This is a genomic window from Tunturiibacter psychrotolerans, from assembly GCF_051013365.1.
Taxonomy (GTDB): Bacteria; Acidobacteriota; Terriglobia; order Terriglobales; family Acidobacteriaceae; genus Edaphobacter; species Edaphobacter psychrotolerans_A.
This window is the reverse complement of record NZ_CP132941.1, coordinates 262206-279132: the sequence shown is the minus strand read 5'-3', so window position 1 is coordinate 279132 and position 16927 is coordinate 262206. Positions and strand designations below refer to the sequence as shown.

At 53.4% G+C, this 16927-nt stretch carries 13 protein-coding genes; 2 read left to right on the top strand and 11 right to left on the bottom strand.

The genetic code is table 11. The annotated features are described in order from the left end of the window. The first annotated feature begins 102 nt into the window (after positions 1-102). On the top strand, positions 103-411 hold the full coding sequence (locus tag RBB76_RS01180) for a hypothetical protein (protein WP_429633291.1): 309 nt from the start codon (positions 103-105) through the stop codon (positions 409-411). 6 nt (positions 412-417) lie between these two features. On the opposite strand, the gene RBB76_RS01175 is transcribed toward RBB76_RS01180, so the two are convergent. Further along, positions 418-1569 carry a SpoIIE family protein phosphatase gene (locus tag RBB76_RS01175; protein ID WP_429633293.1) on the bottom strand — a complete coding sequence of 384 codons (1152 nt, stop codon included), beginning with the start codon at positions 1567-1569 and terminating at the stop codon, positions 418-420. Then, positions 1566-5150, bottom strand: a complete 3585-nt coding sequence (locus RBB76_RS01170; RefSeq protein ID WP_429633295.1) for a response regulator — start codon at positions 5148-5150, stop codon at positions 1566-1568. The genes RBB76_RS01175 and RBB76_RS01170 overlap by 4 nt, the downstream gene beginning before the upstream one ends. 257 nt (positions 5151-5407) lie before the next feature. Here RBB76_RS01170 and RBB76_RS01165 point away from each other — a divergent pair, with 257 nt between their 5' ends. After that, positions 5408-6163 (top strand): hypothetical protein, encoded by a 756-nt coding sequence (locus RBB76_RS01165; RefSeq protein ID WP_429633297.1) that lies wholly within the window; start codon positions 5408-5410, stop codon positions 6161-6163. Between the two features lie 128 nt (positions 6164-6291). Here RBB76_RS01165 and RBB76_RS01160 read toward each other — a convergent pair whose 3' ends face one another. The 9 genes from RBB76_RS01160 to RBB76_RS01120 form a co-directional block, all read right to left on the bottom strand. Beyond that, positions 6292-7230, bottom strand: coding sequence for a DUF2950 domain-containing protein (locus RBB76_RS01160; protein WP_429633299.1), 939 nt, complete (start codon positions 7228-7230; stop codon positions 6292-6294). 41 nt (positions 7231-7271) lie between these two features. After that, positions 7272-8678 (bottom strand): DUF3300 domain-containing protein, encoded by a 1407-nt coding sequence (locus tag RBB76_RS01155; protein ID WP_429633301.1) that lies wholly within the window; start codon positions 8676-8678, stop codon positions 7272-7274. A gap of 397 nt (positions 8679-9075) precedes the next feature. Next, a complete protein-coding gene (locus RBB76_RS01150) occupies positions 9076-11289 on the bottom strand; it encodes a patatin-like phospholipase family protein (protein WP_429633303.1) in 2214 nt (737 codons plus the stop codon). Positions 11290-11331: 42 nt separating this feature from the next. After that, positions 11332-12036 (bottom strand): hypothetical protein, encoded by a 705-nt coding sequence (locus tag RBB76_RS01145; RefSeq protein ID WP_429633305.1) that lies wholly within the window; start codon positions 12034-12036, stop codon positions 11332-11334. Positions 12037-12080: 44 nt separating this feature from the next. Next, complete coding sequence (locus RBB76_RS01140) at positions 12081-12593, bottom strand: DUF4136 domain-containing protein (protein WP_429633307.1); 513 nt, start codon at positions 12591-12593, stop codon at positions 12081-12083. A 125-nt stretch (positions 12594-12718) separates the two neighbouring features. After that, the gene (locus RBB76_RS01135; protein ID WP_429633309.1) at positions 12719-14371 is read right to left on the bottom strand and encodes an arylsulfatase; all 1653 of its coding nucleotides are present in this window, start codon (positions 14369-14371) and stop codon (positions 12719-12721) included. A 61-nt stretch (positions 14372-14432) separates the two neighbouring features. Continuing rightward, entirely contained in the window at positions 14433-14741 is a 309-nt protein-coding gene (locus RBB76_RS01130; RefSeq protein ID WP_433963584.1) for a hypothetical protein, read from the bottom strand. 277 nt (positions 14742-15018) lie between these two features. Next, positions 15019-15714: a DUF2490 domain-containing protein gene (locus RBB76_RS01125; RefSeq protein WP_429633313.1), complete on the bottom strand. Its 696-nt coding sequence runs from the start codon at positions 15712-15714 to the stop codon at positions 15019-15021. 107 nt (positions 15715-15821) lie between these two features. Beyond that, positions 15822-16673, bottom strand: coding sequence for a hypothetical protein (locus RBB76_RS01120; protein ID WP_429633315.1), 852 nt, complete (start codon positions 16671-16673; stop codon positions 15822-15824). Positions 16674-16927 lie beyond the last annotated feature (254 nt).

The following is a 16927-nucleotide window of genomic DNA, read 5'->3' as shown; positions in this document are numbered from 1 at the left end:
TTCAACCAGTTACATCATTTCGCCAAGCGGCAATGCACTGATGCTATTTGGCGGCATCACGCTCGTCGTGGGAGCGATCGTTCTTGATGCGATGTCTTAACGGTGCGCGAGACGGAACGGAGATCGCTGAGCACGCGCGGGTTCATCATCTGCCTTGTTGCGGGCCTCTCGATGGGAAGCTTTTATCTTTTGTCTCATGATCCATGTTGGGCGACGGAGCGCCTGCTTCTCGACAAGGTGGATTGGTTCACTCCGAACGAGACGGAGGCCATATTCTTCATCGGGAACGGAGCGGCCGCCGCTGCGGCGCTTTCGGTGACGCGGCCCAGAGCTCAAACCTCTATGCCGCGAATGGTCGAAGTGGAACAGATGCTGGCAGGCGTTAAACCGAACGCTACCTCGCGCATGTGAGAGTCCTTAATGACTGCCAACGTGGATTGCCACAATTGTCATATCGTCATCCAACTCGTCGCCCGGTCCTCGAGCAGACCAACGTGACAACTCCTCAAGCAGTTGATCGGCAAATTGAGCTGCCGAAGTTGCGGGCTCCTCGTTTTCCAAAAATTGCCTAAAGGCATCCGCGCCAAACTCTACTCCCGCCGGACTAGTTGTTTCAGGAATTCCGTCAGTGTAGAGCAAAATGCGATCTCCAGGCATAAGAGTAAGTTCCGTCGAAGTGTATGTTGCAAACGAGAACTTCCCGAGAAACAAACCGTTTTCCTCAATGCTGCGTACACCTCCGAGCCCCCATAAAAACAAAGGTGGATGACCAGCGCCAGCGTATTTCAGTGTTCCATTCTGAATGTCGATAAAAACGTACGCCGCTGTAACGAAATGATGTTCGAACTTTCCGCATAACGCTTCGTTCAGTCCCAACAGCACTCGCGCGGGATCGGCCGCGTGCGGCACCTGGGATGAAAACGCAATTTTTATCATTGACGCGATCAGTGCCGCAGGCATCCCGTGTCCCGAGACATCGGCCACAAGAACGCCGAGACGGTTTTCATCGACAATGATGAAATCGTAGAAATCTCCGGCAACCGAGGTCATGGGGACGTAACGTGTCGCAATGTCTAGACCGTCGATTTTAGGGACAGAGGATGGAAGAATTGATAATTGGATCTGCCGTGCCGTTTCCAATTCCTTCTGGATGGCCAGCAGCTGTTGTGCGAGCTGTTCGCGGATGCCACGAAGCGCAAGGTGGGTTTGAACACGAGCCTTTACAACCGCAGGAGAGAATGGTTTATGAACGTAATCCACTGCGCCGACGTCGAATCCCTTCGTCTCATCTTCGACTTCCGTTTGTCCGGTTAGAAAAATGACTGGTATGTCGCGCGTCTCCGGATCCATTTTCAACCTCTTACACACTTCATATCCGTCCATCTCTGGCATTACGACATCCAGAAGAACGAGGTCAGGTAGCGGTGCGACTTTAACGAGCTCTAATGCTTTTGAACCACTGGTTGCAATGCGAATTTTGTATATATCCTTCAAGATCGAATTCACGATTTGAATGTTGGCGGGAGCATCATCCACCACCAGCACTGTCTTCTGATTAACCTGAGTCATTTGCCGCCCTCATTTCGTGCACAATGTTCGGCGATGTCATCCAGTTTTACTAGCGCCGCCTCGAAATCAAAGTCGCTGATCGACGCGCTGAGACCATCCAGATAAGGCTTCTCGACAACACCTGCCACTGCGTCCTGCAATCTGCGAAAGGACTCTTCGGCGCCGCCGTCACTCGCCTTGAGCAAAATCCTAAGCCGGTCAATCGCAGCAGTCGCCGCCTTTCCATCGAAAGGCGAAATCTGCACCACTTTGGGAGGAGTGCTCGCCGAGTCGCCTAACGCTTTATTGATCGCCTGAATCTGAGTCCCCATCACACTCGCAAATTCAGCTAGAGGTGCCGAGAGACTTTCCTCGCCGTCGCGGAGTGCCTTCTCCAGTCTCTGGGCTACTGACTGGACTTCCACGATTCCTAGATTGCCAGCAACCCCCTTGACGGTGTGAGCAATTCGTTCAGCCAACTTCAGGTCGCCGCTTTCGATAGCAACCGAAACCTGCTCAGAGGCGTCTGCTTGCTTGTCGATAAACTGCCTTAGTAGGTTGCGATAGAGTTGCCGGTTGCCGGCGACACGGTTCAGTCCCTCCATGACTTTGATCCCTGAGATCTCTGGCAGAGCGACTTCATCGAATGCCTTTGTGTCGGGGAGAGCTGCTTGGGGCTTGGCTGCCTGGTTGGGCTTCGGCTTCGCCCATCGCAGCAGGGTCACAAAAAGATTATCGGGGTCAATCGGCTTGGACACATGGTCGTTCATGCCAGCATCGAGGCAACGCTGGCGTTCTTCCACGAGAGCATGCGCCGTCATCGCAATGATCGGAAAGTTTAGCAAGCGCGGATCATTTCTCAGCAGCCTGGTTGCCGTGAACCCATCCATCTCGGGCATCTGCAGGTCCATGAATACTACATCGAACTTCGGGGGCTGGTCTCCAGCAGTTAATATCTTTACTGCCTCACCGCCATGGTTGGCGATGGTTACAATTGCCCCGGCGCTTTCCAGAAGCTCTGTCGCAACTTGCTGATTCATCTCGTTGTCTTCGACAAGAAGGACGCGTATCCCTGTTGCGTCATGGACGGTCGCGCCGTCCTTTCTCTTACGGGAACGGTGGTCATCCGCACCCGCCTCACCAAACAGGTCCACCAGCGTGTCGTAGAGTAACGACTGATTCACTGGCTTCAACAGGTAGCTTTCGACTCCAATCTCTTCCGCTTGCGCCCTGATCTCTTCCCGCCCGAAAGCGGTGACCATCACAATTTTAGGAATATTCTGAAGACGTTTATTGCGCTTGATGATGCGGCTGGCCTCCAGTCCGTCCAGTCCCGGCATATGCCAATCCATCAGTACCAGGCGATAGGGGTCTGCAGAATCTGCGGCAGCTATCTCCCTTACTGCGTCTTCACCTGACGAAACCGATTCGGCGCGAAGTGCAAATGCACGAAGCGCCTCGGTAAGTATCTCGCGAGCCTGCGCGTTGTCGTCGACGACCAGGGCGCGTATCCCCACCAAATCAACTATCAATCGTCTTTGTTTGTCCTCCGATCCGACTCCGAACCACGAAGTGAAATGGAAAGTACTTCCCACGCCCGGCTCACCCTCTGCCCAGATTGAGCCCTCCATCATTTCGACCAGCCGTTTAGAGATTGAGAGCCCAAGCCCGGTACCGCCATATTTTCTCGTCGTTGAAGTATCCGCCTGCGCGAATGCTTGGAATAGCCTCGAGATCTGCTCGGTTGTCATCCCGATCCCGCTGTCGCGGACGGAGAATTTAACCTTGATCCGATCGGCTACTTGCTCCTCCATCGCAACCGTGACCAATACCTCGCCGCGCTCTGTAAACTTGACCGCATTGTTGACCAGGTTGATCAGGATTTGCCCGAGACGAAGAGGATCACCGATCAGATTCGGCGGGATGTCATGCTGCGTCGCGATTAGGAACTCGAGGTTCTTGTCCTGCGCTTTTTGACTGACGATCGTCGATAGATTGTCGAGCACGTCCTCCAGCCGAAAATCTATTTTTTCAATATCGAGTTTGCCTGCCTCGATTTTGGAGAAGTCCAGAATGTCGTTGATGATTCCAAGCAGCGAGTGCGCGGCGAACCTCACTTTGGTCAGATAGTCTGACTGTTTTGGAGAAAGATCTGTCTTCAAGGCCAGGTGAGTCATCCCGATGATCGCGTTCATCGGCGTCCTGATCTCGTGGCTCATATTGGCCAAAAAATCGGACTTGGCTCTTGTAGCGGCTTCCGCCGCCTCTTTTGCCACTTCAAGGTCTGCGGCCTGCACCTGAGTCTGCTCCAACAGCTTCATGGTGACAAGTTTGCTGGAAAGTATTTTTGTATTGAGGGCGACGGTCGGTAGCAGCGCGTCCAACAGTGCCTGCTGTTGCTCCGACACAGGTGCCGAGGGCGCCAGTTCAATAACCGCCAGTACGTCGTCCTGATTTAGCACCGGGATAAACAGGATGCATGCCGGGTTTACTGTACCCGTTCCTGTGTTTACGCCGATAAATTTGTTCGTTTCGGAGACAATCCGAAGAGTCCGGCGCTCGGCCGCGGCTTGGCCCACCAGGCCCTCGCCGATAGCGAACTCTCGCCGCTCTCTCGAGACATCTGTAGCGAACGCTCCGAGCCGAGTGAAAGTTGTGCGAGTGTTGTCAGCCAGGTAAAACGCACCATAAAGCAGATCGAGCGTCTCGGAGATTCGGGACAGAAGAACGCTGGCGAACGCCGGAAAATTCTCCGTCGACTGTAGTCGCTCAGTCGTAGTCGCGACCTCGGTTTTTATCCAGCGCAAAATCTCCCGCTCACGAGCAGCAATCTGCAATGTCTGCAGCGCTCGGCTCATCTCCCCAATCTCATTGGGTCGATTGAGATTTGCTATTGGCAGATCAAGTCGTCCCTCCGCAACGTCAAGAATGCGAGTCCGGAACGAAAAGATAACCCTCACCACTTCAATCTGCACTATCGAGAGGGCAATCGCGAAAGACGCAACTAGTCCGAAAACTATTACGACCCAGGTGATCAGAATTGTGCGGTGAGTTCTGAGCGTGAGTTGATCGGATTGTTGGTCGACATCCGCGTGTACTTCATCAGCTAGGGTAGCTAGCGATTGCCGTCCACTGCGAAACTCTGGATCAAATGTTTCGCGCGACAGCCGGATAGCCTTGTCGTTGTTGCCACTCAAGGCCGCAGCCCGAATCGGTCGGGAGTCGGAAACAGCTTTGTCAAAAAGAGCTGCCGTTGCACCGACCTTCTGAGTCATTCCTGGAGTTTCTGAGCTGATCAGTGCCACGGAAGAGTGAAATTCGGCCTCCGTTGTATCGAGCTCTGCATCGATAATTCGCATTTTATCGGGATCAGGCTCAGCAATCTCCTGATAAACGAGCTGAGCGAATCGATTGCTCAACACGCGCGCGACAGTCAAATTCTGGAGGGCTCTGACATTTTTCGCTATCAGATCGCTATAACCGTCGTCGATTTTTTTCATCTCGATCGACGCGTAGCACGCCGCCACAATGACCATGAAGGCCAGCGGTAGCAGAGCTATTAGTATCTTGGTCCGGATTTTTAAATTCGCTAAAAGACCCATCTGGTGAGTTTTGACCCCCAACGATGAAATCCGACTCCGGAAGATGGACAATTGTAGCTGTTCAGAATGCGCTCGTTGGCGCCGCCATTCGTTTCGGTGTAATCTTTCTGCTCACCGCGTGTAGGACCACTGACTCTCCCATAGTGAAATTCGTAAACAGGATGCTTGAGTGGACCATAGCGTTCTAAACGCGTGCTGCTTCAACGTCGCTCTGGAGCCAGCATACCGCCGGATTTGTCTGGAAGAAGAGGAAAACGATGAATTCGATCCCGCTTAGTGGCATCGTCTTTGCTTGTGTCTTCGCGGCTGCATTGGTTGGTATGGCTATCCGGCGAGTCCTCCCGGAGGAACACCTTTGCACGGACGTAAAGGAGACCGTAAGACTTTCGACGGCTCTGATCTCCACCATGGCTGCGTTAGTTCTCGGAATGCTGGTATCGTCGGCAAAGTCGACGTATGATGCCCGCAAGAACGAGGTCGCAGAAATGTCCTCTGAGATCGTCAGCATCGATCGATCCTTGGAGCGGTATGGCCCGGAGACTGGGAACATTCGCAATGAATTTCGCCTCGTTGTAGCGGAGGGCATCCAACGTATCTGGCCATCACAAACCTCCCTTGCGTCAGAGCTTAGACCGGGTGGCAAAGGCGAAACACTGGCTGATCAGTTGGATCATCTGGAGCCGAAGACTTCCACGCAGGCTGCCGCAAAGTCTCAGATCGCTCTGGAGATCACTACTTTGCGTCGCACTCAATGGCTCATGTACCTCAAGTCCCAACACAATTCGGTGCCCATTCCTCTGCTCGTGGTGCTCACCTCCTGGCTGGTGATCATCTTTGTGGGTTTCGGCCTCTTCTCTCCGCCAAATGCCACGATCTTCGTTACGTTAGGCCTCGCCGGCTTAGCCGTATCGGCGGCAATCTTCATCATCCTTGAGATGTATACCCCCTTCACCGGAGTGATGAGAATCTCCTCAGCGCCCGTCATCGAAGCGCTCTCTCAGATGGAACGATAGGCGTCTTATTCGTGGTGTCCCGCCTCAATCTTCAGTCAGAGTACTATCGACTTTGTCCTGGGCACAATCTGCGGCGATAGTGTGGTGCGCACTATGAAAGAGAGCATGCGTCCGAGGGAGATCCATGGCTACGGCTCTACGATGGTCCAGTCAGAATCGGGGTCAAACTCGGTCATGGAGCTTGCTATCTCCACAGTGCTTTGCCCCAGGTCTTTCTGAAGCAGCACACCATCCTGGTTGATGATGAAGGTCATTACTCCGGAGTTTCCATACTCTGCAGGGTAGGCGACGAATGCGTAACCACCGGTCATCTTTCCGTCGACTGCATATTCCTTCGCTCCGCCGGGCGCCTTATCGGTCTGGCCCTTCAACATATGGAAGTAGTAGCCGTGGAATGCGGTGTGACCAGTTGCGTGGGCGACATAGCCATCCGATGAAGCCGCAGCCGCCAATGGTCCGAGTGGACTCGCCGGCTTTCCATTCACAGGCTTCCAATACAAGCCGTTCTGCTTATCGGGATCGCTGATGAACTTCGACGCATACTGCTTCACCTTCTCACCGTCGTGAAGATGATTGAAGTAGTCCGCCTCGGCTGCAGCGGCCGCTTGACAGGCATTGATGATCGCCAACTCGTTCCTGCCGATACGGCGGTTGAGAACCTCTTCCCTACCTGCATCGGTATCAAAGAACCAGGCACCGTCACTGCCTTTCTTCAATGGAATCGGAAATTGAAAGTTATCAGCTCCGATCAGTAGCATCTGGTCGCCATCGGGCATCGCGCGCCAGCGATGCATAACGCCATACTCTTTGACGAACGAATCTGCTGTGTATTTGTCCTGTACGGGATCTCCAGAGAGAATCAGTTCCTTAGAGTTTGGGCCGAAGATTGTCATCAGCGCATCCACATCTCTGGACTTCGCCGCGGCGAGCAGAGCGCTCCCCGCCTCGTCGGGCGAAGCAAAGACGCGCGAAGGTTTCTGGTAGGCATGGCACGGGACAATCGGAAGGATCAGAAGCAGAATCAGAAGTTTCAACGTAAGTTGAGGTTTGCGATATGTAAGCGACATTTCATCCTCCGGGACTTGCTTTGTTGTCCGCATCGTTGGTGTCACCTTCTACCACCCCAACCGCCGCCACCGCCGCGGCTCGCTGAGCCGCGAGCGCTCTCCTGTCGGGATTGCCATCCACTTCCGCTGCCACTAAAGGCTGAAGATCCGCTGCTCTTTTCCTGTCCTCCATACCCTCGAGCAGCTGCGGAGTTTGCTCCCGAGTAACTAGAGGTGTTGTGACTGGTCCCTTGAGTTTGATTCCATCCGCTACCCGTGTTCTTGTACACATTCCCGTTCGCTGCCGCATACTTGTTGCCGTTTGCGGTTTGTCCCGCTGCTGCATTGTTGCCGTAAGCGCCCGATGCAGCTACGCCTTTTCCACCAGCTGAAGTTTGAACGGATCCTACAGATCCCGCCGACGTAGTTTGATGTTGGGTATACGCGGTATTACCATTCTTCGAAACGACCGAGCTTCCATAGCTCCCATAAGCGTTTGAGGCTTGGTGTGTAGCTGCGTACGCTCCCGTATTCGGGTTGTACGCCTGTCCTACCTTCTGAGTACCATATGCGGTTGTGGTCGATGCACCGCGAGCATACGTACCGGTCGAAGGATTGTACGCATTGCCGGCTTTCGCTACTCCGTTCGGTCCGTAAGCGGTCGCGCTTGAGCCATAGTAGCCGCCATGCCATGCACTGTTTCCGTAGTAACCACTGCTGTGATAAACCACCGTCCCACCGTGCCAGTTGCAGTTCCAGTAGCTGTATCCCCAGCCGTTATTACTCATCGCTGCCCCGATGGCAATGCCGACTCCAAATGCGACTACCGCGGTCGTTACAACTGCCGCTGTACTGTATCCCGGTGTCACGTACGGCGTGCCATAGACGACGGTCGGGTTGTACGCCGGCACGTAAACCACTTGCGGATTAGTTGGTTGAATCACGATCACCTGAGGTGCTTGCTGCACCACTGTAATTTGCGATCCGGATTTCAAATTGCCGGCTGCTTGCGCTTTGGCCCGCAGAAACTGAACGGCAGACATGATGTCGCTCGGCTGGTTATGGTAGGCCTCTCCTAACGCTGAGGTCCAACTGAGATTGCTTGCCAAATTGTTGAGGACGGATGGGAACTGAGTGAGCGCTTTTACACTGGGATCCCATTGTTGAGCATTAACCAGATTTGCAAGAGGCGCGCCGGTGAGATATTGATTTTTAAGCCAGCCGGCCGCAGCAACGATCTGATCCGGAAATGTCGCAGCGCCCAAAATCTGAGCAACTAAGGCGTCCGGATACAGTGCAATGGGGGCGACTAACTGTTGCAAGTCCGCAGCCGACAGAGGTGCACCCTGACCTGGATATGCTGCCGGCGCTACCTCCTGAGCTGCAGCTTCCACCGGCGCACCTTGCAGGACAAGCAGCGAAGAGAGCGCTACAGTCAAAAATTGCTTCGTGATAGCTCTGATCATCATGTTCTCCGTCTGAAAAAGGTTTAAAGCCTAAAGCATTATTAGGTTCACCTTCAGACCTTCACTTTTCAGTGAAGCCGGTGGACCGCTGACGCGTTTCGCGAAGACGTCAACATTGACCGGTCAGTCGAGATGAATGTTAGAGTGACATCCCATTTCTTGAAGTCGCCCGCGAGAGCGACTGAGGATTTTTACAGGGAATCTAACCGAGCTCTGTTGTGGGGTAACTTTGAAGATTGGAACTTGTGACTGAGCTGACAGCGAAGCACTTAGAAAACCGAATATGGATAGAATCTTCATCTTCATAGAAGAATTCCTTTCGGCGAAGTGTGACCTAACTGAATCCGAAACGAGAACGTTCGGTCGTGAAAGAACGCCGCACTAAAAATGTTTTCTTACGCTAAAAAACACGACCAATTCGGAAGTAGAACCGGGCATGACCATAGTCTCCGACTGAGCCAGCTACAAGGACAGGTCCAAAGATTGTGTTGACCAAGAGTCCCGCCGCGGCATCCATGGGAAGATTTGGCGGACTCGGACCATTGGGGAGTTTGTACGTCTTTCCTACCTCCAAGACACCAAGGAAGTCCACTGTGCTACCGAGCAAAGGTGGCAGGTGAGCCAGTTCTCGGATGTAGCCTATCTGTCCGAGGAAATATTGGTTTGTGAGCAGCTCATTAGTGCTCCAGGCCACCAGCCGTTGAGAGCCACCGAGAGAGAAGGCGGGTACGCCGGCCTTGTAGCCGTAGGTACTACCACCATACGCAGCTAAAAATATTGAAGATGGCTTGTTCAAGCGGAAGAAGTCCTGCGCTTGGACTTCGGTTACGGGAAAGGGCCCAGGTGCAGCAGGGTTGACCGTATACCCCTTCGTGTAAGCCAAGAGGCTGACCCCGGAGCGTGGGATGACGGGTTGATCCAACGTGGTGAGCTGATACTGAATCCTGACGTCTCCGGTTGCTCCTGAAGTTGTAGGCAGAGTCGGCACGTTGCCGATCTCCGGATAAATCTTTTGATAACCACCTTCGTATCCAAGTCGAAGTTCGCCAGTTCGCCCGAACGCATAGCCCGTATCGATGCCGCCAAGAAACTCTCGCAGGCGGTAGCTTGCCTGTAGTGTGTTACCCGAGTAGATATTCAATTGCTGACTGTTGAGCCCCGCTCTTGGTGCAATGAACCAATTGCTGGACGGGGTGTACGGGTGGTAGTACTCAGTATCCAGAAGGTACTGAGATCCGACAACAACATCAGTGCGTAACTCGGATCTGTAACTTCCAAAGTCCAGAAATGTTACCCGAGCACCAATACTGAATAAGACATTGTTGTAGTCCGACCCGTCGATCAGGGTGAGGGGCCGTACGATGGGCGGAGCATAGGCCTTCTGTTCGGTCTGAACCTGAAGACCCTGTTGGCCATCCTTCTCGACCATTGAATATGTAGAGGTTGTGAAGCGGCCTTGTCCGATGATGGACATCATGTCCTGATCCAACTTCTGTGTGTCGATTGGTTTCCCCGCCAGCCCGGACAGCTGCTTTTCCATGCCCTGCTTCATTACAGGAGAAGATGTGCCCGTGACTTCAACAAAGGTCGGTATCGGTACACTCTTGCGCCGCGAATTGCGTACTGCGAGATATTCCTCCCATTCGGCCGGGCTTACAGAGTATGCAGCTAAAACCGCTGCTTTCGCTGCTGCGGCGTCATAGCCTACTTTGATAATGGCATCGGCCTTATCGTAATCAAGAGTGGTGTACTTCTGGAGAGGCACTGTCACCAAGATGTCGGCTTGCTCCATCGATCGCAGTTCGTTGGCTGCAATCATGACGGAGATGGATTGTCCCAGCACGCCATAGCTGGGTAGAGTTGCTTTTGGATTTAAGGGCTCAGTCTCAAGGTGAATTCCGAGGACGACATCGGCGCCCATATCTCTGGCAACGTCGATCGGAATATTGTTGAGCAAGCCGCCATCTGCATAAAGATGGTCTCCCGACCGGACCGGCGAAAAGATCCCAGGTAGCGACATGGTCGATCTCATTGCCAGGGATAGAGAACCATCGTGAAAGACATGCGGCTTGCCAGAGACCAGGTCTGTCGCTACGCATGCGAAAGGAATAGGCAGATCGTTGAAGGTAGGGAGCTCTGAGTAAGGGAGCGCAACACGGTCGAGAATCAGGTCCACCTGCTCGCCGGTATTGAAGCCTGCCGGGAATTGCAGACCTTTCCGCAAGCCAAACTCAAGGGAACCGGGAACCTCGTGAGCGTCTTGTTTGCGCCGGAAAGAAAGATCGGTGAATGGAGTTTCGCCACTCAGCACCTGATCCCAATCGATCCCGTTGATAAGTTCTCTGACCTCAGCCGGAGAGCGCCCTGTCGCATAGATTCCGCCGACTAAGCCACCCATGCTGGTTCCAGCGACATAACTCACCGGAACGTGGTGTTCCTCCATCCAGGTGATAACTCCAATATGAGCGAGTCCCAGGGCCCCCCCGCCTTCGAGCACCAAACCTAGCTTGGGTCGCGTCACGCTGGACGGCTTGGGTGGTACTTGTGAATAGCCGTAGCTGCCGATCGCCAAAGCGCCAAGTAGAAACAGTGATCGCATGGCTCTGGAGTGCATGACTGCCTCTCTGAAACGGGTGTTGATCTTCAACGTCTGCGATCAACCGATGGGTTGATAGGAAGAGTTCTGAATCATTACACCCAGCTGTTTGCTGACCCCAGTCACCTGATTCGAAGCGACGTGGTTGGTACCGTCGGGCAGCTTATCGTACTGCACGGCAATTCTCACTGCGTCGCTCGGATCTGTAAGGTAACTGGCAACCTGTACGGACAGAAGTGCCTTCTGCTGCCGATTGAATACGAGAGTGAGGGAATCGCCGGGCTTCAGGTAGTTCTTGATGATCAGGCTGACCGTCCCGGCTGCCCCATTGGGTTGGAGTGAGATATCGCCACGCTGGTAAGCCTGGTCGAGCGCTTGGGGATCAAGCTGCGCGTATTGTTTGCCGAGCTCGGCGATTTGCTGACCATAATCTTTGAACTCTTCCGTCTTCTTAGCCACGATGTGTCGCTTCAATCGTCCTCCGCTCGGTTCGGCGGGTGCCTGGGGATTGAGCTCAACTTTTTGCTGCTGACCGTCAGGGCCGATTCGAACCTGAAACTGTTGTGTCTTTTTAACTTCACCTTTAATGCTGGTCGTCTGCTGTTCGAGCCATGTGTAGCGTGCGAGTGATTGTTTGTTAGCCGCTGCAGACTGTTTGATCTCCATCAACTTTTGCTGCATATCAGGATTTTGAGCCCAAATATGTGGGACAGAGCAAAGAAGAGAGGTCGCGACTAACGCTTTCAGCAATGAATGTCTAAACATAGGTTCTCCCGATTTGTTCCTTCGCAAACTCCGTCAATGAGTGACTAACTCTTTGGCCACTGCTTGAACATCTTCGTCACAGCCTTCTGAACCAACTGCTGGTTCTTGTTGCCATTGTTGTCCAAGGTGTTTTGTGCGATGCCACGCCAGACTAAGCTCTGGCCCTTCGCGTCATAGAGATCTACGATCAACGTTCCGATCACGTTTTGTTGCGGGGTGATACTACCCATACCGCCTCCAAACCCGCGCATTCCCATCGCGGTGTAGGAGGTTTGCTCCTTCATGCCTCCGTTGGCGGTGACGAGCAGGTCAGGCTTCTGAGACTCTTCTACCTTTTGAAGCCCCTTGCTTTGCAAGGCAGCGTCGATATCTTGTATCGCCACCTGCGCCAATATTGAATTCTGGACCTTGTTGGCGTTGTCCGAACCCCAGGCATACGTGTGAAATTGCGAGAAGCTCTGGCTCTGGTTGTAGTTGACCGAGACTGTTTGACCGACAGCAACCGCGACCGCCGAACACAGTATCATCGCGCACAATGCGAATTTGATTTTCATCATCAGGATCCTTCACTCTCTTTATGCATTTACAAGTCGTCGCCGGTAGCTTCGGCGGATAGAACCGTTCTCCACAACTCGTTCGGTGGATGGCTCTCGCGAGCCGTCCACCGCGAAGTCCGTTCCCGCTAATCGCTGGGCCCTTTGGCTGCCGCCTGGGCCTGGGCCATCCTGGTTGCCATCTCTGCCTTTACCGCTTCCAGGTTGAAGCTCGCACCTCGCTGCATCGGTGGGTAGTCGAGGAAGGTTTGGAGTTCTTTACCCATCACCTCCTGCACGAAAACAAAGCGCCAGAACTCATACTTGAACCAGTCAAAATATTGCTGGGCTCCATCCTTGGTCCCGTTGCCGGGCCAGCCGGTGCGCTCAAACGGATCGAGACGCAGATTAGTGATGTACGGCACATCGACATGGGTCTTTTCACCGAGCCATCCTTGTGGCTGGTCGATGAATCGATATTTGTAATCGTCTATGCGGATCGCGCCAACCGTACTTTCGCCGAGATAGAAGATCTCATGACGAACGGACGGGCCCTGTCCCGTAATAGCTGCGAGTTGGTTGTACCCATCCAGATGGTTTTTGTAGGTTCGATCGCCGAACTTCTTGCCAACCAGCAACTCCTGGATGACGTTCGGATCGCCGGCAGCGGCAGCAAAGGTCGGCAACCAGTCCATGCCGGAGAAGATACCGTTCTGCACCGAGTCCGCAGGCGTATGCCCTGGCCAGCGAATGATCGCTGGTACGCGGAAGCCACCCTCGAGAACCGTTCCTTTGGATTGAGCGAACGGAGTTTGTCCGCCATCGGGCCATGTAAAGACCTCGGTGCCGTTGTCGGTGGTGAACACCACAATCGTATTGTCATCCTCGCCGATATCTTTGATCTTCTGCATCACCAATCCGACATCGTCATCCAACTGCGCCATGCCGGCTTCCTCCTCCGACCATCCGTTCTCGGAGTTGCGCATCGCTTCGTACTTTGGTGAAAGATGCGTGACGATGTGCATCCGGGTGGGATTCAGCCAGACGAAGAAGGGCTTGTTGTCCTTCTTCGACTTGTCAATGAAGTTGATGGCCAGGTCGCGAATCTCGTCATCGACCGTCTCCATCCGCTTGGGATAGAGCGGTCCGGCGTCCTCGATCTTCTGCTTGCCTACCTTGCCCCAGCGCGGCATATCGGTAGGGTCGTCCGTCGCGGTTGCCCAGGAATGAACCATGTTGCGTGGACCGACGACGTTCAGCAGATTTTGTGGGTAGTTGGGATGAGCCGGGTCTTCCATCGCGTCCAGGTGGTAGAGGTAGCCGAAGAACTCGTCGAAGCCGTGAACCGTGGGCAGGAACTCATTCCTGTCACCAAGGTGGTTCTTGCCGAACTGACCGGTGGCATAGCCCATGGACTTAAGCACGGTCGCAATGGTGACTGCTTCTGCAGGAAGCCCAGTTGGCGCTCCCGCCTGGCCAACCGTAGTCATTCCTGTCCGGATCGGAAGTTCGCCTGTGATGAAGTTCGCGCGGCCCGCTGTGCAGCTTGCCTCCGCATAATAGTCCGTGAATATCATGCCTTGTTTGGCTAGCTTGTCCAAGTTCGGCGTCTTACCAGCCATCATGCCCCGGTGATAGGCACCGATATTCCACATGCCTATGTCGTCGCCCATGATGACGACGATATTAGGTTGCTTTGTATTTGCGGTCTGCGCCAAGGACACTACGTTCAGATAGATGGACAATATCGAAACCGCAAAAAAGATAGTCGCCAGCTTCTTGCATCGGGTCGTAAGAATCATTCGTCTCTCCGTTGGTTGCTCAAAGATTTTTTAAGAAGGGCCCATCGCGGTTCTGGTTGATTCAGCAATCGGAATAACGGACTGCCTCGACGTAATTGATTCCAAATACGTCCCTGACGGAATGAATCTCAAGTAGGGGTGCCTCGGGAGATGTCTCCATAAGCATCAGCAGATCAGTGAAGCAGGTTGATCGAATGTGCGATTTCAACTCTGGTTCGCTCGACCAGTCCTGCTCAAAGCAGAGTGAGTCTGGATTATCAACTTCCTGGTAGATCCGGCCTTCAATGAATCCTCGATCCATTTTTGAAGCAACTCTGATAGCTCGCAGTGCCTCGACAGCTTCAATGGAACGATTGGGTCGGGCCATCATTCTCAAGCAGATTTGAAACATGTCCGTCTAGGAGCAATCGAGTAACCAACTGTCTTCGTTTGTTCGCAGGGAAGCTTAAGTAACGAAAGGTAGGAGAGTTATAAGTTACGGCGCGGGGATCCTCTTTTGTCGCGCTTCCCTCAAGCCTCCGACCAATCGGAGGAGACTCCGAAGGGTCGGAGTCTAAGAATTCATCTCCAGCTTTAGGAAGAACTTTCTCAGCTCTCCGCATACGCCAGTCGAAAACGCGCTTGATGTACGTAACCCAAACGGCTTCTCATTTTAAGGAAAAGAACATATTCAGCTTGAGTCCAATGCCTTCGAGTTGGCTGTTGGGGCTCTTGCCTGTGTTGTTCTGGTGTTCGTAGTAAAGATCAAATTCGTATCGCTTCTTTATTGGAAACAAGCAACCTGCATAAAGTTCAGTTGTCCCCCACTTTTGATACTGTTCCTGGTAATAAAACTCGGCACTGATGTAGGGAATAGGGTGATAGGAGCGAATGCTCATTGGCCGCTCAACCTGGAGCCTGTTGCGATAACGCCACTTAAAACTTCCGTTCGTCCAGTCCAAGTCGGCACGGTTCCTGTCTGAGAGCAGAAATTCAAGCTTCAGCGGAAAGTGTGCTGTCGTCGCTAACTCCATTCGATTGGTCGGGGGAGATCCCGGCGTTGCGAGATACCGATATCCCATAGCAAAGACCAGGGGACGAGCCTTTGCGTCATCAAGGTCAAACGCTGTCACTTGCTTCAATCGGACGAGAGGCTTCAAATACAGCTCCAGATCCGGACCGATAGTTAACTGTGTGGGATCCCCACCTTCCCTGGTATTCGCAGCCTGCACTCTGAATCGCACGGTTCCATTGAGCTTGAGATATGGATCCAGTTCGGGCAGGGCTTCTGTCTCCTGCGCCATCGCGACAACCGTACACGTCGCCAAAAGCGCCAAGGACAACGTAAGCATCGGAAGGGACATATCAATATCGTCTTACGATCCATCCGCACGTAGTTTGAAGATTGCTTTGCAACGAATACCTCACGTAGTGCGGTGCTTCCCTGCGCGACTATTCAGACATGACGCAACTACTTTAGATTGAAAGTGGCTCCCAGCAATATGCCTTGCTGAGCGGCGTCATACACAAAGTTGGAGGCAGGACGATAGTTGATGTCGAGATAGCGCCAGCCTACTCCAAGCATGACCGTGGGTTTAATCCTGTAACCCAGATAAGCCGCGACCTGATAGTCCAAGTTCGCCTGGCCAGCGCCCGCATCGCCGAGGATCGTTACTGAAGCCTTCGGTGAAAGCGCCATACTGATCTTCGCTCCTGCAACCACGTCCACGAAGTTGGCTGCCTGGGAGTACTTGTCCAAGAGACCGGAAGGCTGGAAGCTCAGATTCTCGCCCAGATGCCAATATCTGAGCCCCACCAGAGCGTCAGCTTTTACCTTTGGATTGTCCAAAAGACGGTAACCGGCCTTAGGCGTGAAGATAGTCTGAGTCGCCTTCGCCTTGATAGAGGTCAAGCCAGGGAACGGACTCTCCGGAATGGCTGTGTCGTCAGAGAGCTTGATCCACATGAAGTCAATCGGCACAACAAAACGTCGCTTCCGAGCTTCTACCGCGCCCATGAGACCAATGTTCAGCTTCGAGAGAACGTCTCCGACGCTTGCGTGAAAGCTGGCGGAGCGGTCGCGTGCGCCAATCGTGCCATGTACCCCCGCAAACCACAGATAGGGGCTAATTGCTATATGCCACCTGTCGTCGGTTGCCGGGTTCATCGTCTGCGCGGCTGGAGCGCTGGCGGTCTGATCTTGAGAAGTCATACTTACAGCCTGCTGCCCAATCGCAGGGATGGTTGCGAATGAGCCAAGCACAGCCGCCAGTACAACAAAACAAGTCGGTTGTCGCCGTTCAAGCAGTGCCGATTGAGCCATAGGATCCTCTTGTAAGGTTGAAGCTGCTTGGATGTGGTCTGCGGATCTATTTACAAACTTAGTCAAGGGGGCGGAGTACGCTGCTTCGCAAGAATGCTATTTCGTCAGATTCGGAAGTCACGAGGTGCGACACCACTAATGCACCCTTAGGGCCAAAGGCTGCGAGCGATGGCTTTCGCTCAGACCGCTGTTATGAAAGGGCTTGATCTCCCTTTGTTACATAGACGAATTGCGCCTTTAGTGAAATTAACTCC

Excerpts from the sequence above, each read along its gene's own strand:
- RBB76_RS01175 (WP_429633293.1), bottom strand. The coding sequence starts at position 1,569 with ATGACTCAGGTTAATCAGAAGACAGTGCTGGTGGTGGATGATGCTCCC.
- RBB76_RS01170 (WP_429633295.1), bottom strand. The coding sequence starts at position 5,150 with ATGGGTCTTTTAGCGAATTTAAAAATCCGGACCAAGATACTAATAGCT.
- RBB76_RS01165 (WP_429633297.1), top strand. The coding sequence starts at position 5,408 with ATGAATTCGATCCCGCTTAGTGGCATCGTCTTTGCTTGTGTCTTCGCG.
- RBB76_RS01160 (WP_429633299.1), bottom strand. The coding sequence starts at position 7,230 with ATGTCGCTTACATATCGCAAACCTCAACTTACGTTGAAACTTCTGATT.
- RBB76_RS01155 (WP_429633301.1), bottom strand. The coding sequence starts at position 8,678 with ATGATGATCAGAGCTATCACGAAGCAATTTTTGACTGTAGCGCTCTCT.
- RBB76_RS01150 (WP_429633303.1), bottom strand. The coding sequence starts at position 11,289 with ATGCACTCCAGAGCCATGCGATCACTGTTTCTACTTGGCGCTTTGGCG.
- RBB76_RS01145 (WP_429633305.1), bottom strand. The coding sequence starts at position 12,036 with ATGTTTAGACATTCATTGCTGAAAGCGTTAGTCGCGACCTCTCTTCTT.
- RBB76_RS01140 (WP_429633307.1), bottom strand. The coding sequence starts at position 12,593 with ATGATGAAAATCAAATTCGCATTGTGCGCGATGATACTGTGTTCGGCG.
- RBB76_RS01135 (WP_429633309.1), bottom strand. The coding sequence starts at position 14,371 with ATGATTCTTACGACCCGATGCAAGAAGCTGGCGACTATCTTTTTTGCG.
- RBB76_RS01130 (WP_433963584.1), bottom strand. The coding sequence starts at position 14,741 with ATGATGGCCCGACCCAATCGTTCCATTGAAGCTGTCGAGGCACTGCGA.
- RBB76_RS01125 (WP_429633313.1), bottom strand. The coding sequence starts at position 15,714 with ATGTCCCTTCCGATGCTTACGTTGTCCTTGGCGCTTTTGGCGACGTGT.
- RBB76_RS01120 (WP_429633315.1), bottom strand. The coding sequence starts at position 16,673 with ATGGCTCAATCGGCACTGCTTGAACGGCGACAACCGACTTGTTTTGTT.